15 protein-coding genes are annotated in these 21172 nt (G+C 57.6%); 9 read left to right on the top strand and 6 right to left on the bottom strand.

Features of this window, described 5'->3' with window-relative positions:
- The 6 genes from G518_RS41100 to G518_RS0121125 form a co-directional block, all read right to left on the bottom strand.
- Positions 1-155, bottom strand: a 155-nt coding sequence (locus G518_RS41100; protein WP_036595315.1) for a transposase, incomplete at its 3' end; no start/stop codon positions are given.
- Between the two features lie 145 nt (positions 156-300).
- Positions 301-2202 (bottom strand): ABC transporter ATP-binding protein/permease, encoded by a 1902-nt coding sequence (locus G518_RS36200; RefSeq protein ID WP_084652085.1) that lies wholly within the window; start codon positions 2200-2202, stop codon positions 301-303.
- A gap of 178 nt (positions 2203-2380) precedes the next feature.
- Positions 2381-3583: a threonine ammonia-lyase gene (locus G518_RS0121140; protein ID WP_028604245.1), complete on the bottom strand. Its 1203-nt coding sequence runs from the start codon at positions 3581-3583 to the stop codon at positions 2381-2383.
- A gap of 169 nt (positions 3584-3752) precedes the next feature.
- Complete coding sequence (locus G518_RS0121135; protein ID WP_169457981.1) at positions 3753-4523, bottom strand: IclR family transcriptional regulator; 771 nt, start codon at positions 4521-4523, stop codon at positions 3753-3755.
- A gap of 54 nt (positions 4524-4577) precedes the next feature.
- Complete coding sequence (locus tag G518_RS0121130; RefSeq protein ID WP_028604243.1) at positions 4578-4946, bottom strand: nuclear transport factor 2 family protein; 369 nt, start codon at positions 4944-4946, stop codon at positions 4578-4580.
- Positions 4947-5001: 55 nt separating this feature from the next.
- Complete coding sequence (locus G518_RS0121125; protein WP_028604242.1) at positions 5002-6306, bottom strand: class-III pyridoxal-phosphate-dependent aminotransferase; 1305 nt, start codon at positions 6304-6306, stop codon at positions 5002-5004.
- 191 nt (positions 6307-6497) lie between these two features.
- Between G518_RS0121125 and G518_RS36195 the strand changes: the two genes are divergently transcribed.
- The 9 genes from G518_RS36195 (at position 6498) to G518_RS0121075 (ending at position 21111) form a co-directional block, all read left to right on the top strand.
- Positions 6498-8531 (top strand): hydantoinase/oxoprolinase family protein, encoded by a 2034-nt coding sequence (locus G518_RS36195; protein ID WP_051237188.1) that lies wholly within the window; start codon positions 6498-6500, stop codon positions 8529-8531.
- Positions 8528-10108 (top strand): hydantoinase B/oxoprolinase family protein, encoded by a 1581-nt coding sequence (locus tag G518_RS0121115; protein WP_028604241.1) that lies wholly within the window; start codon positions 8528-8530, stop codon positions 10106-10108. Before G518_RS36195 ends, G518_RS0121115 begins: the two co-directional genes overlap by 4 nt.
- 36 nt (positions 10109-10144) lie before the next feature.
- The gene (locus G518_RS0121110; protein ID WP_036595516.1) at positions 10145-11752 is read left to right on the top strand and encodes an ABC transporter substrate-binding protein; all 1608 of its coding nucleotides are present in this window, start codon (positions 10145-10147) and stop codon (positions 11750-11752) included.
- Between the two features lie 31 nt (positions 11753-11783).
- Positions 11784-12812: an ABC transporter permease gene (locus tag G518_RS0121105; RefSeq protein WP_028604239.1), complete on the top strand. Its 1029-nt coding sequence runs from the start codon at positions 11784-11786 to the stop codon at positions 12810-12812.
- 4 nt (positions 12813-12816) lie between these two features.
- A complete protein-coding gene (locus tag G518_RS0121100) occupies positions 12817-13656 on the top strand; it encodes an ABC transporter permease (RefSeq protein WP_051237185.1) in 840 nt (279 codons plus the stop codon).
- A gap of 13 nt (positions 13657-13669) precedes the next feature.
- Positions 13670-14671 (top strand): ABC transporter ATP-binding protein, encoded by a 1002-nt coding sequence (locus tag G518_RS0121095; RefSeq protein WP_051237183.1) that lies wholly within the window; start codon positions 13670-13672, stop codon positions 14669-14671.
- A complete protein-coding gene (locus tag G518_RS36190) occupies positions 14661-15455 on the top strand; it encodes an ABC transporter ATP-binding protein (protein ID WP_169457980.1) in 795 nt (264 codons plus the stop codon). The genes G518_RS0121095 and G518_RS36190 overlap by 11 nt, the downstream gene beginning before the upstream one ends.
- 537 nt (positions 15456-15992) lie before the next feature.
- Positions 15993-20057 carry a Pls/PosA family non-ribosomal peptide synthetase gene (locus G518_RS0121080; RefSeq protein WP_051237180.1) on the top strand — a complete coding sequence of 1355 codons (4065 nt, stop codon included), beginning with the start codon at positions 15993-15995 and terminating at the stop codon, positions 20055-20057.
- Between the two features lie 241 nt (positions 20058-20298).
- Positions 20299-21111 carry a hypothetical protein gene (locus G518_RS0121075; RefSeq protein ID WP_028604234.1) on the top strand — a complete coding sequence of 271 codons (813 nt, stop codon included), beginning with the start codon at positions 20299-20301 and terminating at the stop codon, positions 21109-21111.
- Positions 21112-21172: the final 61 nt, after the last annotated feature.

The following is a 21172-nucleotide window of genomic DNA, read 5'->3' as shown; positions in this document are numbered from 1 at the left end:
GCTTCATATTGATCGAGCCAGCGCCTGACGGCGCTATCAGTCAGCTCCATATCACGGCAGACCTGAGACACGCTCAGGTGCTGCTCTCGAATCATCTTGACGATCTGCAGCTTGAACGCCGCGTCGAACGATCGCCTAGTCTTGGCTTTGGTCATTTCTATTCCTGTGAGACATTGATTTCCCTTATCGGGATGTCTTTCGAAATTAGACCAGCACACCCCGCCCGCTCTCCCGCAAACGGGAGAGGGAGTTAAGGCAACCGCGCGCAAAAATTGGGAAGGGATGGTTCGAATAGCCTCCCTAGGCAGGTGCGGCGGCAAGGCCCACGGGACCGGCCGGGCCAGGTATTTCATTAGCATCCGCCGGAACAAACTCCTCCGCCTCATGCAAAGCCCATTGCCCAGCCCCCGTCAACTCCAGTACATGCGTGTGATAGTTCAGCACCGCACTGCGATGCGCAATACTGAGCAACGTGGCCTTCATGGTCAGCAAGCGCTCGTAAAGCCGAGCCTCATTGGCGGTATCAAGAGCGCTGGTGGCTTCATCCAGAATGACAAAGCGCGGCTTGGTGATCAAGACCCGGGCAAAAGCCAAGCGTTGCTGCTCCCCCAATGAAAGCGTCTTGCCCCAATCAACTTCCATATCCAAACCCCCACTGCGCTCGCACAATTCGGGCAAATTCACATCAACTAATGCCTGGAGCAGGGTTCCGTCATCCATCTCACGCCCAAAGTCCGGGTAGAGCAGCTGACTGCGCAAGCTACCAACCTGCATGTAGGGGCGTTGCGGCAAAAACATGCTCTCTGCCACAGGCGGGCGCTCGATATCACCGCTTCCCGCCCGCCAAAGCCCTGCGATGGCGCGCAGCAGCGAACTCTTACCGCTGCCGCTTTGGCCCACGATCAGCAGGCTGTCTCCCTTGTGCAATGTAAAACTCAATTCACGTACCAATTCCCGCTTGAGATCAGGGGTGTGCAAGGTGACATTGCGCAGACTCAGCTCTGGCGCTTCACTGGTTTGGATCAGTTGCCGTTTGCGTCTTGGCAGAGGTTGATCGCCTTCAGGGCCAGACGCGGCAATGCCGGCCTCATCAATTTGACCAGGCAGCGCCCGCATGAGTCCGTAAATACGTTCAATTCCGGCCGTAAAGCGGGAAAGTCCCTCGAAGTTATCGATGATGACGGAGACCGCGCCTAACACAGCGAGGAACGCGCCGGCGGCCTTGATCGCCTGCCCTACTTCCAGGTGCCCCGAGAGCACAAGGTTGGCAATGAGAATGTTTGGCAGAAGAATGGCGATCTGGTTATAGGCTTGCTGGAAAAAATTGAGATTGAGTTGCTGACGCAACAGGCGCCTGTAGTTGCGCAGCGCTACCGCGAAACGGCCCTTGATCTGGCGCAACTCGGCTTGTTCACCTCGGTAGAACGCGATGGATTCTGCGTTTTCACGCACGCGCACAAGACTGAAGCGAAAATCCGCCTCTCGCTTGAGCTGAAAGAAATTCAAGCGCATCAAGGGCGCTCCAAACACTTTCACGGTGAGCCAAGTACCCAGGGCTGTATAGGCCACCAAAACATAGACCAGCAAAGGGGAAATGCTCCATAGCACCCAGCTGAAAGCCACCAGTTGCATCATCGAGCCGAGAGCGATCAGCAGGAAGTAAAGCGATCTCTGGGTGAACGTGTTGACGTCTTCGGCGATCCGTTGGTCTGGGTTGTCGACCTCCGTGTCTGCAGTTAGTTCATAGAAGCGCTGATTGTGGAAATAGCGGCCCAGCAAACGGTGTGAGAGCCACCGCCGCCAATGATTTCCCAGCGTGTCGCGTACGAAATAGTAGAGCGACCGGGTGGGCACAAACACCGCCACCACCACCAGGCAGTACATGATGGCATTCCAGAAGCGGTCTCGCTCGCGTGCAGCCAGAGCCGAGGTCATCTCCCCGGCTTGATCGTTCAAAAGGACCGCAATTTGCGTTTCTGCCAGCAACATGCCGATCAACACGATGAGATACGTCCACGCCTTGCGTTTCTCGTCCTCGCGCCAATAAGGGGTGGCTATGGCCCAAAACCTTTGCCAAACTTGCCTGGAGAAGAAGTCGAAGTTCGGGCGCTGTCGTTCCGCTGCGGGAGGAACCGAAGCGGCCTGCACGGGCGCGGCCAAGTTTTGCGGCGAGGCGTCGGGGTTGTGCTCGTGATGGCTCATACGGCTCTCTGGCCCCGAGGGCCTTCAATCAACTAGGGACGTTCTTGATGGCACGATGCTGGGCCCAAAACCTGCGGGCATCAATAAGCGACCATCGACGCTCCTTGTCAGCCGAAGCCGACACGTCAATCTACCGAATGCGCCGCCCGTCTTCGCCAAGACGGGCGAATGGGCTGATTCACTGCACCAGGTGAACTTCCCAGCCTTGCTCCCGCAGCAAGGCAATGATCTCCGTCACGTGTTCGTGACCACGGGTTTGCAGCACCATCTCAATTTCCACGCTCTGCGCAGAAAGCGCAGTGAAGGCGCGCTGATGGTGAACCTCATCAATATTGGCGCCGGCATCGGCCACCAGGGCGGTGATGCGTGCCAGCATGCCGGGGATGTCACGCGCGCTCACCACAATGCGGGCCAGCCTGCCTGATCGAACCATGCCTCGGCCAATGATGGAGGCCAGTAGGAGGGGGTCGATATTGCCGCCAGAAAGCACCATGCCGACCTTCTTGCCCGCAAAACGTGGCCGATATTTAAGCAATGCCGCCAAAGCTGCCGCCCCTGCCCCCTCAACCAGGGTCTTTTCGATTTCCAGAAGCATGACGATGGCCTGCTCAATGTCGCCTTCGTCCACTAACAGCAGCTCATCTACCCGCTCGCGGATCACTTCCACACACAGCGCGCCTGGCGCACCGACAGCAATGCCTTCCGCGATGGTGCTGACGCCTTGCTCATGCTCCTCATCCTTGATGAGATTGAACATGGCCGGAAAGCGCTGAACCTGCACACCAATCACTTCAATGCCAGGCTTGATGGCCTTTGCCGCCGTGGCGATACCGGAGATCAGCCCACCCCCACCCACCGGCACGACCAGAATATCCAGATCCGGCTGATCACGCAGCATCTCCAGCCCCAAGGTGCCCTGGCCAGCCATCACGGCTAGATCGTCGTAAGGGTGAACAAAGGTCAAGCCCTGATTCTTTGCGAGCTCGAGCGCATGGGCTCGAGCGGCTTCCAGGGTGTCGCCATGCAGCACGACCTCGGCGCCAAAGCCACGCGTGCGCGAGACTTTTACGCCCGGCGTAAAGCGCGGCATGACGATGACGGCGCGTAGGCCCAACCGCTCCGCGTGATAAGCCACGCCCTGTGCGTGGTTGCCGGCGCTCATGGCGATCACCCCCGGGCGGGAGCCACCAGCCGTGAGCTCCGCGAGCTTATTGCAGGCGCCACGCTCTTTGAACGAAGCCGTGAACTGAAGATTCTCGAACTTCAGGAAGACGTCTGCGCCCGTGATATGGGACAAGGTCCGCGATTCAACGCAAGGCGTGTCAAGTACTTGGCCTTGCAGCCGGGCGGCGGCTTGTTGGATGTCTTGGAACTGAAGCATGCACTATTGTGACGAACTCTCGTCGGCCACATGTCAGAACGCTCACTGACCAGACAGTCTTATGCTTGAGATCCTGAGCAGGAACTGAAGTCGTTGAAATATCTACTGCTTCAGAAGTACAGGCACTGCAAAGACTTGACTCAACGGAATCGAACGATTCTTTTTTTCGTCAGTCGGGACTATTCAGTGCGGTTGACAGCCGCTGCGCAGCATGTATGACCTGTGCTTCGACGTTGGCACGAGGAATGGTCCCAAAACGCTCCCTCATCCCAAAAATCGCTATCGCATAAACCACATGGGTACGCGGATCGACGACTGCCGTCGCGTAGCTGAGAATATCGGGATCAAATTCGTTCTCACAGATGGCGATGCGGCGCTCCCGCACTGCGGCAATCTCTGCGCGGATACTGGCCTCATCGATCTGCGTGTGGGGGGTAAAAGCATGCCGAGGCAGCGCCAAATAGCCGTCAATGAATTCGTCGCTTTGAGATGCCAGCAGTATCTTTCCTGATGCCGCCGCATACAGCGGCATGCCGCGCCCCGGCTGCGCGTAGGCTTTTCCAACTGCAGTCGGTGTACAGGTCGTCATGATTTCCACGTTGTGGCCATTCAGGCGGGCGAGGAATGAAGTTTCACCGAATCGGTCTGCCAGCTCAGTCAGGATGGCAACCGCCGGCTGAACAATATCTGCTCCGTTGGTGAGCAATGAGGTAATTCGCCACAAGGCCTCTCCAGGCACGAACGTTTTGTTCTCGGTCTTTCGAACGATATGGCAGCCGACGAGCGTCGCCAATTGGCGGTGCGCGGTCGTCATGACCAAGCCACACTCCCGCGCGATCTCGGACAAAGTCAGCCCATCGGGGTGCAAGGCAAGCACTTCTAAAAGTCGAAACGCCCGTCCGATCGGGCTGTCGTCGTACGCGATTGCAGCCGTGTTCATATTCTCACGCTTCATGTGCATCCAGTTGGCCCCGCTTTTTCTGGGCTCCCAAACTCAAACGTTGGCGTGCCAGACTTTAGCTGCAATCCGCCAGCTTCCTTCTACCTTGAGCAAAGTGAGCTCGTTAATGTAGTGGCCGGGCAAATAGCAGTCTTTCACTCGGGCATGAGCAAGCGTGGGCGCAGATACAGTCAGTGACAAAATCTCGTCCTCGCGCGCGTCGCCTCGCGAACGTGGCGAAGGACGCCCCCCCACGCGTTTGAGATACGCATCGTAGTCTAGCGTCATGACGCCCTCGTCCACAGCAGTAAAAAGACGACAGGCAGAATGAAAAACTCTCCCGAACTTTTCGACGTCGCCGTCGTAAAGGGCGTCAAAGTAGTCTTGAATGACGGCGCGTACAGCGGAGGTTTGATCAGACATCTGAAATATTCCTAGGGTGTGTTGATGGTAGGTCTAAGAGTTAGAACAGTGAGGCTCATTGAGCTTGCTCGGCATAGACAAGATCTGCGGCCTCTAGTGCATGATCAAGGCCCTGAAAAAGCAACTCCAGTTCGGAGTCAGAAATGATGAGCGCGGGTGCAATGAACAGCGAGGTCTCCTCACCCGATGTTCCCAACACGACACCCGCTTCAAGCGCAGCCTTCACCGCGTGTGACGCGATCGGTACTTGAGCGGTCGCGGCTTTCCAGTTTTTCCAGTGGCTGCCATGAAATTCGACCGTCCAATGCAGCCCCCGGCCGTCCACGCGGGCAACCGAGGGATGCCGTTCACCCAGTTGAATCAGGCGCGCCGCGATTCGCGGCTCCAGCGCAGCGACACGTTCGAGCAATTGATCGCGCACGATCGTTCTCAGATAAGCGCTCACACCCTCCATGGCGGTAGGGTGACCACGGAAAGTGGAATAGTTTTGCCAGGCGGCACCCTTCAACTCAGAGCAAAGCTCCTTTGACAGAACTACTGCGCCAATAGGTCCGATTCCACCTGCCAGCCCTTTGCCCATGGTCACCATATCGGGCCGACTTTCGCCTCCCTGAAAAGCGAACCAACGTCCGGAGCGACCTGCGCCCGTGACCACTTCGTCGGCAATCCACAATGCGCCAGCCCGCTTAGCTGCACGGGCTACACGATCTTGATAGGCGGCATGGTGGTAGATCCCTCCCTGCGTGTAATCAATGATGACGGCGGCCGCTCCCTCCAGAGCAGTCCCCATGTCGCCCTCATCCATCTGTGCCAGATCAGCAACGCGTTCACCATAGCGTGACGCAGTCGGCGCGGAAAGTACACGGACCTCGTCAATTGACGGTGCGGGCATGACGCGTCCATCCGCCCGGGAAAGCCCGCCATGCCATTGAGGCTGTGTCGTCACTGCACGTGAAAGGCCGGTCAGGCCATGGTAAGCACGTTCCCTGGTCGCAATCGGTGTACGTCCAGTCAGCACTTGGCAAAGTGACAACGCCATGTCGTTGGTCTCAGACCCCGATAGCCCAAAGCGTACCGCTCCCACCCAAGAACTTTCACTACCGTAAGCGATTTCCAGAAGATCTTGCGCCGCCTGTTCGCGGCCCTTCCACGCCCAGCCCTCTGAAACAGTTGGATGCGATGCGGCGCGTTCCATAGCATCCACCATGGCTGGATGGCGATGCCCTAATGCAGCGGCTGTGTTCGATCCGTCAAGTACTTTCCTGCCGTTTGACAAGAGGTACCAGCACCCCTGTCCACCCGTCACAAAGACGGGATCAGAGTCATTGGTAGTGAGCGTGGTGACTAGAAGACTCGACATCGCGTGGGATTCCAATCCAATCGAAACATGGAAATGAGACCGGAAGGTGTCTGGGTGGGCGACCTAAAAGACCGATTTTTTTGGGTCCCAGCCAATTCCGAGTTGCGAAAAATCATAGTTTAGTTCATTATTAGGAATACTTCACATCATTTACGAAATCTTATTCCGTTTTTCGGAATAAACACGTCACTATGAATGCACCTTTGCAATCGCAAACCGGATGGCGCCTTGGCATTGACATCGGCGGAACCTTCACAGACGTTGTCGCGGTGTCGCCCGAAGGAACGCAGCACCGTTCGGCAAAAGTACCGTCAAAGCCAAACCTGCCGATCGAAGCCATCACTGAGTCCATCGCTGCCGTCGGGCTCGATTGGGAGCAGGTGCATGAAATCGTGCATGGAACGACCATCGTCACCAACGACATCGTCGAAAACAAGTTTCGGCCCTGTGCGATCGTCACGACCAAGGGCTACGGAGACACCATTGAAGTTGGTCGACTCTCGCGACGCTACCTCTACCGTCTAGACCTAGAACCCAAAGCGCGCCCCCTGGTGCCGCGCGAGTTGCGCTTTGAGGTCGATGAACGAGTGCTCTCCGATGCATCCGTTCAAACCCCCCTCACCGATGCACAGATCGAGCACCTCATCGCCGAACTCAGGGCCAGCGGTGTCGATACGGTAGCCGTGTGCCTCATCCATGCGTTTCGCAACCCAGTTCACGAGATCGCTCTAGGCGCCAAATTGCGAGCTGCCTTCCCGTACGTATCGCTAAGCCATGAGATCTCGCCAGAAATCAGAGAGTTCGAGCGGATGTCGACGACGGTCCTCAACGCGATGATGTTGGCGAAAATAAAGAGTCATCTTGGCAAGATCGATGAACGAAAGCCTGCAGAGAGTCGCATCTTCATGATGCACTCGGCCTCAGGCATGGCAACGCCCGAACTCATTAGCGAGAGACCGTTAATGTTGGCCATGTCGGGTCCAGCCGCAGGAGTAGCAGCCACTTGCCAGGTAGCGCGTAATTTGGGTATGCGCAACGCCCTCACGTTTGACATGGGTGGCACCACAACTGATGTTTGCCTCATCGTTGAAGGTCGGGCTGATATCGCCGCGAACCGGGAGTTGGGAGGACAAAAAATTCGACTCCCCATGGTGGCAGTCGACTCCATTGGTGCGGGTGGCGGCTCCATTGCGCGCTTGGTCTCCGGAGCGCTCGAAGTTGGACCTCAATCAGCAGGGTCATCGCCTGGGCCAGCCTGCTACGGCAAAGGTGGCCTCCTGCCCACTGTTGCGGACAGCGATGTGTTGTTAGGCTATCTGAGCCCTACTCGCACGCTGGGCGGCTCCGTCCGCATTGCACCAGCCAAAGCAGAGCAAGCCATCGCCGAACTCGCGGGCTCGTTGAACTTCAGCACCGTGAACGCCGCCCTGGGCATCGCCCGCGTCGTGCATTCGACCATGGCCCGCTGTCTGCGTCGAGCCACGGTGGAGCGCGGCGTCGACATTCGAGACTTTGATTTGGTTGCGTTTGGAGGCGCCGGCCCCATGCACGCTGCGGAAGTAGCGCGATTGTGCGGCATTCGGAAAATAGTCGTCCCCATGTTCTCGTCTGGCTTCTCAGCATTGGGATGTGTGGATGCCACGATGAATTTCTCACGTCAATTCACGGTGGATATGCGCTCCGCCGAATGGGATGGAGATCGGCTGTCCACCGTGCTCGCTGCGGAGGCCGAAGCACTAGCCCAGCCGCTTGTGAAGGCTGGCTATCCACGTGCGGACCTGGTCATCTCGCGCACCGCCGGAATCAGGTATTCAGGCCAGTCCTCCGAAATATCCATTCTTGACGCCGCGCTGGACGATGCCACGGCCCTTGGCCGGCAGTTCACTCAGGCCCACGAGCAGTTCTATGGCTATTCGACCGAAGAGCCTTGGGAGCTCGTCACTGTGCGCACGGAAGTTTCGGCTCCGGCACGCAACTTGCATGCCTCTACACAACATCCGTCCCGAGCAAATGCTGATCCAGCGACGTTTCGTCGCGTGATATTCGAGAACGGCACCCAGGCGGACACACCTGTTCTGAATCGATCCGAGTTACGAACGAGCGAGCGATTGCAAGGACCCTTGGTCATTGAAGATGAATGGTCGACAGTGATCGTGCCACCACAAGACAGCTTGTGGGCCGATCAGTATGGGAACCTGCATATTGAAGTGGATTTGGCGCAATGAAAATCGATCCTGTATCTCTTGAAGTTATGCGAAACGGCCTGACGGCCATCGCTGAAGAAATGTCGAGTGTCGTAATGCGCGCAGCGCGTTCGCCGCTGCTTCGCGAGGCAGGGGACCATTCCTCTGCTCTAACCGATTCGCACGGCTACCTCGTTGCTCAGGGAAAGGACGTACCCGTCCATTTGGGGGTCTTGTCTTTCACTGTCAAAGAGTTCCTGAAGCACGTCGGGCTAGATGCACTGCGGCCCGGAGATGTGTGGATTCTTAACTTGCCGGAAATTGGCGGCAATCATCTACCGGATGTCAAACTTATTCGCCCGGTGTTCGATGGCACAGAACTATATGCGTTCGCGGTTTCGCTAGCTCATTGGGCGGACATCGGTGGAGCCGCACCCGGCAGCTACTACGCGGCTGCAACCGATAGCTGGCAGGAAGGCCTGCGCATCCCCCCTGTTCGTTTGGTGTCTGGTGACGCCATAGACGAAGAAAAAATGCTTTTCATCATGAGTAACGTGCGCGGCGCCGAAGAGCGAAGAGGTGACGTACTTGCACAGATCTCTGCAACGACGGTCGCGGCTCGGAGGCTGAGCGAGTTGGTCAAAGCCCACGGGACACCGTTTCTGAAAGCATCATTCAACGCCATCCACGATCGTGCCGAACGCCAAATGCGAGACGCCATACGCGCAGTGCCCAACGGGGTGTATAAGGGCGAGGACTACCTTGACGACGATGGGCACACAGGTGATCCCGTACCCGTGCGCGTGTCAATCACCATCGAAGACGAAACCGCCATATTCGACTTTTCGGAGTCGGGCGACGCAGTTCCCGGGCCTCTCAACACAACCCCCGTGATTGCTAGCGCGGGTGTTTTCTATGTCATGAAATCCCTCTTCGGGGCGGATATTCAACCATCAGCTGGCTGCTATCGCCCTATTCAAGTCATTACTCGCCCGGGCTCATTGTTTCAGCCCGAGCAGATGCTTCCGGTGGTCGGCGGCAACCATGAAACAAGCCAACGTGTTTGTGATGCTGTGTTCCGTGCCTTCGAACCCATTGCTGCGCCGCTGCTCACAGCAGGTGGACCTACGACGGCTGGCCTTCTGATATTCAGCGCAAAAAAGGCTGACGGCTCATGGGCAACATTCTACGAAGTGCACGGAGGTGGAGAAGGTGCGCGGGCTGACCGCGATGGTATGTCCGCCATTCGCTGCCATCTCGCGAACGTCATGAATACCCCAGCCGAAGTCGTCGAAAGCGAATATCCATTTCTGATCGAAGTCCAGGGCATCCGGCGCGGCTCTGGAGGCCGAGGTCAATTTCGCGGTGGGGATGGGTTGCTGCGGCACTATCGCATGTTGCAGGACCAGGTGTCGCTGACCACGATGTATGAGCGAGCCGTCATACCGCCCTATGGCTTACAAGGAGGTGAGCCAGGGGCAACCTTCCGAGTCACGCTTGAGCGAGCGAATGGATCGATTGAGCCGCTACGCGGCAAACAGAATGTCATCGTCAATCGTGGGGATCTTGTGAAAGTCGAGACCTGTGGAGGCGGTGGTTACGGGCAGGCTACTGCATAGCATCGAAATCGAGCATCAACAAGTGAAGGAAAAATTGTGAAAAAACGCGAATTTCTGCAATTGGGCGCACAAACAGGTGCAGCGTTGACTGGGCTTTGGTTGTCTACTGCGAGCGCCCAAACGGCGACGCCTTCCGTCTTGCGCGTGTTGCTGGAAGATGGCCCCAATACGCTGGATCCGGCTGGCACTGGCTACAACCAGGCGTCCATCAACCTCACTTGGAATTTATACGACCGGTTGGTGACATACGGAACCAAGCCAGTTGAAGGCGTGCCTGGTGCCATGATTTATGACTATGACAAGATTGTGGGTCAGGCTGCAGAACGGTATGAAGTTTCACCGGATGGGCGTCAGTTCACCTTTCACATGCGTCGAGGGGCCAAGTTTCACGACGGCACCCCGGTCACCGCACACGACGCGAAATGGTCGCTGGACCGCGTGATTTCAGTCACCACCGGTAAAGCACAAATGGCCACCGGATCGCTGACCGACCCTTCACAATTTGAGGTGATCGACGACATGACCCTGCGCGTTACTGTGCCGCAGGCAGACCGATTCACCTTGCCTAACCTCTGTGTCCTGTTTCCTGCCATTCTGAACGCCAAGGCCTGCAAAGCTAATGCCACTTCCAGCGATCCCTGGGCAGAAAACTGGCTGAAAACCAACGCTGCCGGCGGCGGGCCATTCAAGCTGGTGCGATTTGCATCCGATCAAGGTTTCATGCTCGAGCGCAATGAGGGTTGGACCAATGGAGCAAAGCCTGGTTATGCCAGGATTGCAGCGCAAGTGGTTCCGGTAGCGGCATCGCGCCGCGCCGCAGCTGAACGGGGTGAAGCTGACATCATTCGCGGTTTGAGTGGGCGCGACATTGAAGACCTCAAGGGCCGCGAGAAGATCCGCTTGCTTGGTATTCCTAATCCGGGTGCTGCGACCTTCATTGCCCTCAACACACAGATGGCACCGTTTGATAACAAGAAGGTACGTCAGGCGATTGCCCATGCTGTTCCCTATCAAGAGATCTTCGATAAGGTGTTCTACCGTCGTGGGGCACCAATGTTTGGCGGGAAAACCGATGCGCCTCAACTCGTGTTTCCACAAGCGCTGCCTTACACATACGACCTGGAGAAAGCGCGCGCACTGCTAGCCGAGGCGGGCTTGGCGAGTGGATTTTCGACGACCTTCGTGATCGATAGCTCGCTCGCCAAAATCGCTGAACCCACTGCCATATTGTTGCAAGAGTCCCTGGGGAAAATTGGCGTCAAATTGAAGATTGAGACATTGCCTTCTGGACAAATGGCAACGGCCCAGGCGGAGCACAAGATTCCAATCAATATGGCAACAGGAACGGCTTGGCTGCGCAACCCGGACTATTACTTTCGCGTCTACTATTCTTCGTCCACGCGCTGGAACTACGGGAATTTCAAGAACGAGGAAATGAACCGACTGACGAGCGAGACTCGGTATGAGACCAACGCTTCGGTCTACAACACCAAAGTCAAGCGAATGATTGAAATCGCGCGTGACGAAGTCCCCTTGATTCTGATGTGGTCCGCTTTCCAGGACACCATTGTCTCGCCCAGTTTGCGTGGCTATACCTATATGTTCCACGGACAGCTTGAGCTGCGACACCTCAGCCGAGCCTGAAAGGCAGCGACTAACCGACTCAATTTCCTGCATGTCAAGCAAGACTCTTGTACTGATCGGGCGCCGTATCACCACGGCCCTACCCATTCTCTTTGGCGTAGTGCTGGTCACTTTCGTGTTGATTCACCTTTTGCCGGGGGATCCAGCTGCGATGTACGCCTCTGGGCCGAATGCGGGCCCAGACGAAATTAAAGCTGTACGCGCCGCATTGGGGTTGGATAAATCGTTGATCGAACAGTTCTGGATCTACCTCCAACATCTCGCACGATTGGACCTTGGCCGCTCTATGAGCACGGGCCACACCGTGCTTCACGATTTCTCGGAGCGCCTGCCGGCGACGCTTGAGTTGGCTGCTTTCGCGTTCACCCTTTCAGTGATCATTGCTTTGCCATTGGGAATTTTGGCCGCGCTTTATCGAGACAGCGTGCTTGATCAGGTCATACGAGCCATTACGTCAGTTTCCGCTGCAATGCCTGGTTTTTTCTTTGGGCTCATCCTTATTTTTGTATTCTATTTTTTGCTAGGCGTATCCCCTGATCCGGTCGGCCGGTTGTCAAGCTGGTCGTTCCCTCCTGAGAGAGTCACTGGCTTTTATCTTGTGGACGCCCTGATGGCTGGCGATTTCGTTTTGATGCGTGAAGCCGTGGCAAAAATGTTGTTGCCTGCGGCGTCAATGGCCATTTTTGCAATCGCGCCGCTCATGCGCATGATGCGAGGTGGAATGATCGACGCGCTCGACAGCGACTATGTACGCGCGGCTCGTGCGTACGGCTTGGCACCATGGCGCGTCACGCTGCAATATGCGTTGCCCAACGCCATGCTGCCCGTCCTGGCGACGATGGCTATGGTCATCTCAACCATGTTGGGCGCCAATGTCATGATTGAAAAACTGTTTGGCTGGCCGGGGATTGGTGCCTATGGCGTCAACGCACTGGTGGGTCTTGACTATGCGCCGGTGCAGGCGTTTGTCTTGATTGTCGCCATCATGTTTGTGCTGCTTACGCTGGTGATTGACATCGTGTCGTCACTTATTGACCCCAGATATCAACTCAAGGGGTAGCGCCATGACCCGCAAAGCGTTGCTGTACTTTCTCCGGAGGAATGTCACGACGACATTTGCCTTCGTTCTCTTGGGCGTGCTTCTGCTTGCGGCAGCTATCGGTCCGGCTCTGGTGCCTTATGACCCACTCGCGACGAATATGGCGAATGTGCTGCAGGCTCCGTCTGCCGCACATTGGTTTGGTACCGACCAGCTTGGACGCGACATTTTTTCTCGTGTCATCGTGGCGAGCAGGCTCGACTTTGCAATTGCTGTTTCAGCCGTGATGGTTTCGGCGGTGGTAGGTGTCTGCGTGGGTGCGTTCAGCGGATACCTGGGTGGCATCCTTGATTCCGTGCTGTCGCGAGTTGTCGACGTACTGTTGGCATTTCCTCTGTTCGTTGCGGCGATGGCTCTTGTGGCTGTATTCGGAAATTCGGTTCAATCGGTGGTGCTCGCCACGGCCATCATCAATTTTCCGTTCTATTTTCGGCTCGCTCGCGCGCAGTCCGTGTCTCTGCGTACTATCGGATATGTTGAAGCAGCATTGATCAACGGCAACTCAAGCTCCCGGGTCATCCTTGGTTTCATCTTGCCGAATTCTCTGCCGCCCGTGGTCGTACAGATCTCACTCAACCTCGGCTGGGCCATTCTGAATACGGCAAGTCTCGCCTTCATTGGGTTGGGCGTCGGCCCTCCTACTCCTGAATGGGGCGTGATGATCCAGGAAGGGGCCGCCTTGATGATCGCTGGCCAATGGTGGACGGTGGTCTTCCCTGGAGGCGCCTTGGTGCTCGCGGTGTTTTGTTTCTCCCTAATAGGAGATGGCCTGCGCGACATCATCGATCCGCGGCGGCGCAGCTAAAGTGGTGGACTGTATGAGTGAAGACCGAGATCGCATCAACAAATCGGTGCTCGATATCCAGAAGCTTAGCTTGAGCTTCATCACGAGGGCTGGACGCGTTCATGCACTGGACAAGGTAAGCTTGCAAGTGGAAAGTGGTGAGTGCGTGGCCCTGATCGGCGAGTCTGGTTCCGGTAAGTCCATCACTGGCATGGCGGTCATGCGACTGCTTGGCACAAACGCTGAGATCTCCGCCGAGCACATGAGCTTGGCTGGCCAAGACATCCTGAAGATGTCGCCAAGTGTGTTGCGCGACTATCGCGGACGGCGCGTCGCCATGATCTTCCAAAACGCGAAGGCTGCCCTAAACCCTATCCGGCGCGTCGGCGATACGCTGGTTGACATTCTGGTCACTCACGCGCCTCATCGCACAACTCGCGCTCAGGCACGCAAAAAAGTACTGGAAGTCATGATACAGCTTGGCATTGCCCACGCTGAGGAACGCATGGCCGCCTATCCAGCCGAGCTCTCGGGTGGAATGTGTCAACGCATCATGATCGTAGCGGCACTGGTGTGCGAACCGGAGCTCATCATCGCCGACGAACCCACGTCTGCATTGGACGTCACGACCCAAGTGAAGGTCATGAACTTGCTGATCGAAGCGTGCCGACAACGTCATCTGGCGTGTCTTTTTATTACGCACGATCTTGCATTGGCTGCGGAGCACTGTGACCGCGCGGTCGTCATGCATGCTGGCCAGGTCCTTGAGGTGGGAAGTTCCGAAGAGGTGCTCAGCAACCCAGCCCATCCCTATACCCGCATGCTTGTGGCCGCTATGCCTTCAGGCAAAAGCAGTCATCATGAACTGCAGCCTATGCGAGGTGGCTTACCGGATCTTCGCCGCAACGATCTCCCCGCCTGCCGGTTCGCCGAGCGCTGTTCGCGAGCAGAAGACATCTGCCTGCGTGTCGAAGCGCCACGCCAAACGGTTGCACCCTTTCACCATGTCAGCTGCCACCATCCCCATGTCTCATGATTTCCTTGAGGTCGTCAGTCTGTCGAAGAATTTCGACTTAGGCCGAGGTCGAATACTTAAGGCAGTACAGAACGTCACCTTCAGCGCGGCCAAGGGTAAGGTCATCGGATTGGTGGGCGAGTCTGGTTCGGGCAAATCGACGCTGGTGCGCATGATCGCCCGCTTGATACTGCAAAGCTCCGGAGAGGTGCTACTGGACCGCATCAACATCAGTCCCCTGGTGGGTTCCACTTTTTCCCGCCATCCCGCTCGGCGGGACATTCAGATGGTGTTTCAGGATCCCTTGGCTTCACTCAACCCGCGATTTCGTGCTCGGCGTGCGATCGCCGATCCGGTTTTGCGATTGGGAACTGAAGCGGAGAAAGCTCAAGTGGATGCACTCGTTGAGCGAGCAGCCATGCGTACGGGCTTGCCTACTGAATTACTTAATCGCTTTCCGCATGAATTGTCCGGCGGACAGCGCGCCAGGGTGGATATTGCACGCGCAATAGTCCTCACCCCCAAGCTCGTCATCCTCGACGAGCCGACTTCCGCATTAGATGCCTCTCTACAAGCTCACGTCGTACGGACCTTGATGGAACTGCGTGACGAGCTAGATTTAACCTACATTTTTGTAAGCCACGACCTCAATCTCGTGCGCCTTCTCGCAGACGAGATCATCGTCATGTACCAGGGGCAGGCAGTGGAGCAAGGCGCCACCCAGCAGGTGTTCCATGACCCGAGCAACGACTACACCAAAACTCTCTTGGCAGCTTTGCCCCATATGCCCAGTCAGCGTTGGTGACAAGAAACGCCACGCTATAGATATCCATAGCGTGCGCGATGCCGCCAAATCTTTTGGATCTATCCCCTCGGAACGACGGCGCAACTCTGTGTGTAGCTATTTGCGGCGCCGGATCAATCATTGTCAGCGCGAACGGATTCGCACGCCTCCATGAAAATGGATATCAAACCGGTGTGCTGCCCTCAGGCCGGCGGGGCAACCGGCCAATCGCGGCGATGAGCGTTTTCGCCATCACGTCAAGGCTGTCGGGACCACGTGTGGGCGAAACTTCGGAGTTTCTGCAAGAGGCTGTGCGGGAAATCGAGGCGCGGCTGCCGCCTGCGCGTTCGCGCCCACCTTGAAGCAAGGCGACGCAGGCAGGCTCTTAGAACGTGTTTACGATCTATTCGGGGACCCCGAATAGATCGTAAACACGTTCTTACAGCTTGGCCTGCTCCGTGTATATCGTAAACCTGACGAATTCCTGTCGGCGCGCAAGGGGCCTTACGCGTTGACTCAAGCCAGCGGCGACAATGGCTGCGAATTGCCACCCCAAAAATGACTGCCCCCATCCTCCACGGCCCTGATCGCCCCGATCTTCTGCGCTCCGAAATCCTGGCCGACATCTTCGAGGAGACTGCCGCCCGCGTGCCAGAGAAGACGGCGCTCATCTATGGCGACCGGCACCTGACCTACGGTGAACTGGATCGGGCAGCCAATCGCGTCGCGCATCGTCTGATAGAAGCTGGTGTGCGACCTGGTCAGATGGTGGGGCTGTGGCATCCACGCGGGATCGAACTGCTGGTGTTGCAACTAGCCATCGCCAAAACTGGGGCTGCGTGGCTGCCCTTCGATGCCGACGTACCGACCGATCGCATCGCCGTGTGCCTGGAAGATGCCCAAGCTGTTGCGCTATTGATAGATGAGCATCATGGTCAGCCGGCGCACACTCAATCCAACATCTCAGCCCAAGTTCTTACGGCAAGAGAGTTGCTGGCACCGCTGCCGCAAGCCACCGTGCTCCGGCGCCGGGCAGGCGCTCTGCCCGAGCACACCGCCTATGTGATCTACACCAGCGGCTCCACCGGCAAGCCCAAGGGCATTGCCATTACGCAAGCCAGCATCTGCCACTTCCTGCGCAGCGAGAACGCGCGCCTGGGTGTGCGCGAGGACGACAAGGTCTATCAGGGCTTTTCGGTCGCCTTTGATATGAGCTTTGAGGAGATCTGGATCAGCTATCTCGTGGGCGCCACCTTGTGGATTGCCCCCAAAGAAATAGCTGGCGACCCGGAGGCGCTTCCGCGCGCACTGATAGAACACGATGTCACGGTGCTGCACGCCGTGCCCACCCTGCTGGCGCTGTTCGCGCAGGATGTGCCGGGCCTTCGCATCATCAACCTGGGCGGGGAGATGTGCCCGCAATCCCTGGTGGAGCGCTGGGCGCATGGGCGGCAGATGTTCAATACCTACGGGCCCACTGAAGCCACGGTGTCGGCCAGCCTGGCTGAGCTCAAGGCCGGTGAGCCGGTGACCATAGGGGAGGCTTTGCCCAACTACGGCTTGTTGGTGATTGAGGTGATTGACCCAGACAGCATCGTCAACGGCCAAGTACCCCCCTTGAAGATCCTGCCTTTTGGGGAGACAGGCGAGCTGTGCATCACCGGCCCTGGCGTGGCAGCGGGCTACTTGGGCCGGCCTGAGTTGACCGCCGAGAAATTCCTGCCCAACCCCTGGGCACGCAGCGCGCAAGAGGCACGCCTGTACCGCACGGGCGATCTCGCGCGGGTGGAAACGCATGCCAACCACCAACCTCAGATGCAATGCCTGGGCAGGGCGGATGATCAGGTCAAGATTCGCGGGTTTCGCGTGGAACTGGGGGAGATTGAGGCGGTCTTGGCTCAGCAAGCGGGCGTGGGCACCACCGCCGTGTTGCTGCGAAAAGATGACGACATAGACCAGCTCATTGCTTTCTATGTGCCCGCTGGTCAAACAAAACCGGAGGTACAGGCTCTGCGAGCAGGCTTGGCCGAGAAATTGCCACCTTACATGGTGCCCGCACGATTTGAGCCCCTCACTGCGATGCCGCGTTTGCCTTCGGGCAAGATAGACCGCAAGACGCTCAAGGCCTTACCGCTCGCGCCCGCCGCACCCACCGAAGGCAGCGACACCCCGCAGACTGCCGCTGAAGAGGCGCTCTTCGGTGCGCTGGAAAAGCTCTTTCCTGGCCACCCTATTCGGAGGGAGCTGGATTTTTTTAGCGACCTGGGTGGCCATTCGCTATTCGCAGCTCGCTTGATCTCCACTCTGCGGCAAGACCCCCGGTTTGCGCAGGCTGCAGTGACCGACATCTACCAGAACCGCAAGATTGGCTTGATCGCCGAGGCGCTGCAAACCGGCGTTCTAGCCGATGGTGCCTCTCACGCAGAGCGCCCCTTCCTGCTCCATTCGCCTTGGCGGCGTTGGCGCTGCGGCGTTGCCCAAGGGGTGGCCATTCCCTTTCTGGTGCTGATCAAGATGGCGCAATGGTTGGCACCGTTTTTTGCCTACCATTTCTACACTGGCGACCCATCCGATTCGATAGCCCTCGCGGTCTCGGCGTCGCTGGTGGCCTTCCTGCTCGCCACCGTGGCGGAGTTCGGCGTGGCATGGGCTGGTAAATGGCTGATTGCGGGGCGCCTCAAACCGGGCACCTACCCGCTCTGGGGCCTGGCTTACTACCGCTGGTGGTTGGCCGACCGCTTGATGGAAGCCGTGCCGGTGTACATGATCAATGGATCTTCACTCTATACCGGGTGGCTGCGTGCGCTGGGAGCGAACATTGGCCGAGACGTTAACCTGGGTGCGATCACGCTGCGCGCACCCGAATTGCTGCGCATAGGAGATGGCAGCAGCATCGGCAATGCGGTGAACCTTGAGAACGCCCGCGTAGAAGGCGGTCTCTTGCACTTGGGCAAAATTGATATTGGGCACCAGGCCTGCATTGGCTCCTACGTGGTGATCGAGGGCGACACTCGTATTGGCGACTTCGGCCACCTGGAAGGCCAGGCTGCTCTGCGTAGCGGCCAATCGGTGCCAGCACGCAAGATCTGGGCAGGTTCGCCGGCACGCGAACGCGGTGACTTCGATCCAGCCAGCCTGCCGCCACGCCCGATCGTCTCTCGTGGACGGTTGGTTTTTGAAGCCGCGTTTTTCGCGCTTGGCGCACTGGGGATGGCAGTGCTGTTCTTCATGCCGGTGTTTCCCACCTTCATGCTGATCGACGTGCTGGACATCGAGCAAATCTCCGTGCGCCCTTTGCTGGACGCAGGCACCATCACTGAAGTACAGGCATTTCTGCTGCGCTTTCTGAAATTCTTCTTGTTGGCCCTGCCTGCCAGCGTAGTGATGGTGGTGCTCACGGCGCTGGTGGCAGCGTTGATCCGCTACGTGTTCCTGCCGCGCATGAAGGCAGGCTCCTGGCCCATTCACAGCAACCGGTATCTGGGCAAATGGCTGGTCAATCAGATCCAGGAGGGCAGCCTGGCCACGCTTCACGGCATCTACGCCACCATCTATTCGGCCTGGTGGTATCGCCTGCTGGGCGCCAAGGTAGGCAAGGAAGCAGAGTTGTCCACCGCACTCGGCGTGGTCCCGGACATGCTGACGCTTGGCGATGAATGCTTCATTGCTGACGCCGTGATGCTGGGCGACGAACACATTGACGGCGGCTGGATGACCGTGCAGCCCACCGTCGTTTCCAAGCGCAGCTTCATCGGCAACGGCGCCTACGTACCAGACGGGACCACCGTGCCTGAGGGGGTACTGATCGGTGTGATGAGTGCCGTTCCGCGCAACGCCGCCATGAAGGAAGGCGACACCTGGCTTGGTTCACCGCCCATGCTGCTACCGGCGCGCGAGATAGCCGCTGGATTTCCTGAGCACCTGACCTACGCCCCATCCCCCTGGCGGCGTGTGGCACGCGGGCTGGTGGAAGCGTTCCGCATCGCTTCGCCCCATGCCATGGTCATTGCCGCTGGCTACGCCATCGTGCTGGATGCCATGCCCCTGGCTGAACAAGGCCGCTGGGGAGCTGTGGCCTTGGAGCTTTGCGTGGGTGGTGTGGTTTTTGGCTTTGCCACGTTCTTGTTCGTCGCCCTCTTCAAATGGCTGCTACTTGGCCGTTATCGCAAGCGCTCAGTGCCCATGTGGACACCCTTCGTCTGGTTGACGGAAGCTTCCACCAATATGTATGAAGGCATCGCGGTGCCCTGGTTCCTGCGCTATTTGAGAGGCACGCCGTGGCTTTCTGATGCCCTTAACTTGATGGGTTGCAAGATCGGCCGGGGCGTCTACATGGACACCACAGACATCACCGAGTTCGATTGCGTGCGCATTGGTGACCACAGCGAACTGAACGCTCTGTGCTGCCCACAGACTCACTTGTTCGAAGACCGCGTGATGAAGGTGGATGACGTGGTGATCGGCAGCCGCGTAACCCTGGGCCCGCGCTGTACGGTGCTTTATGGCGCTAGTGTGGGGGATGGGGCGCAGCTGGGGCCTCTGACGCTGGTGATGAAGGGCGAGAGCATTCCGGCCGGTACCCGCTGGCAAGGATCGCCCGCGGCGCCTTGGCGAGACCTTTGATGCGGCCTTATGAAGTTCAATTTCGTTCGCGCTGAGAAGGGTCTAAGCCCTTCGACAAGCTCAGGGCGAACGGTTTGTACATCACCGTACCGGGTCCGTAGTGTCCCTTTGCCTTAAAAAGAGATAAAAAGTTCTAATTAGATGGAACCTCACCGGCGGTGCGGTTACTTACTTGATTCAGCCGTGCACCAGGCCATTCGGCCCTATTCAACTCCAGCGCGCGGTGAATCAAGGAAAAATTGTGAACACGAAACTTGCGGCCGTCGGGCTACTTTGCGCACTGATGACGGCCTGTGGCGGTGGTGGCGATGACAGCCCCACACCCACCCCCACTCCTATAACAGCCAGCCCAGAGGGGCGTTGGGCTGCAAAGATCGGCAATGACCTGTTCTCGGTCATGACCGTGCTGGAAAACGGTGAAATCTGGGGCATTTATGCCAGTGGCTCAACCCTCGGAAATCTCTATGGCGAAGTGTCTGCCAATGGGCCTGCACTGAACGGCAAGTTGACTGATATCAACCTGACCTCGCGAGTCATCCGTGCAACGGACTTCACCGGAAGCGTCACGCCAAAAACCAGCATGGACCTCACGCTCACCGGCGCGTCCCCGATGTCCCTGACGTACGTAGAAACGTATGACCAACCGGCCAACGCTCTCGCGTTGACCGGGCTCTATGAAGGAAATCAATACACGCATATCTATAAATCGTTGCCGCTGGCGAATGACTCGACAAATAGCTCAACCACGCAGGGGTCCAATTCGACCACGGTGATTTCCGTCAACAAGGCAAAATTTCAAGTTTCCGACAAGGGCGAAGTGACTATGACATCGGATACCGATTGCTCTGGGTCTGGCACCATCTTGCCCCGAGCCACGGGTAAGAATGTGTTCGACGTCACGTTGACACTCCAGGGAAGTGCGTGCGCATTGGAAAATGGCACCAGCCTTCGCGGCATCGCCCTCCATGAATCAAAAGGCGACACCATGATCATTCAAGCCCTGAACGACGCCAAGACTGAAGGGCTCACCTTCAGCGCCTTCAAGTCGAAATAATCCTGGGCGCGAGGACTCCTCTGCTAGATCAGGGTCACATCCATCGCACCGCGCAGGAAAA

The sequence above is a fragment of the Ottowia thiooxydans DSM 14619 genome, assembly GCF_000422885.1.
Taxonomy (GTDB): Bacteria; Pseudomonadota; Gammaproteobacteria; order Burkholderiales; family Burkholderiaceae_C; genus Ottowia; species Ottowia thiooxydans.
This window is presented reverse-complemented; position numbering and strand designations above follow the sequence as displayed.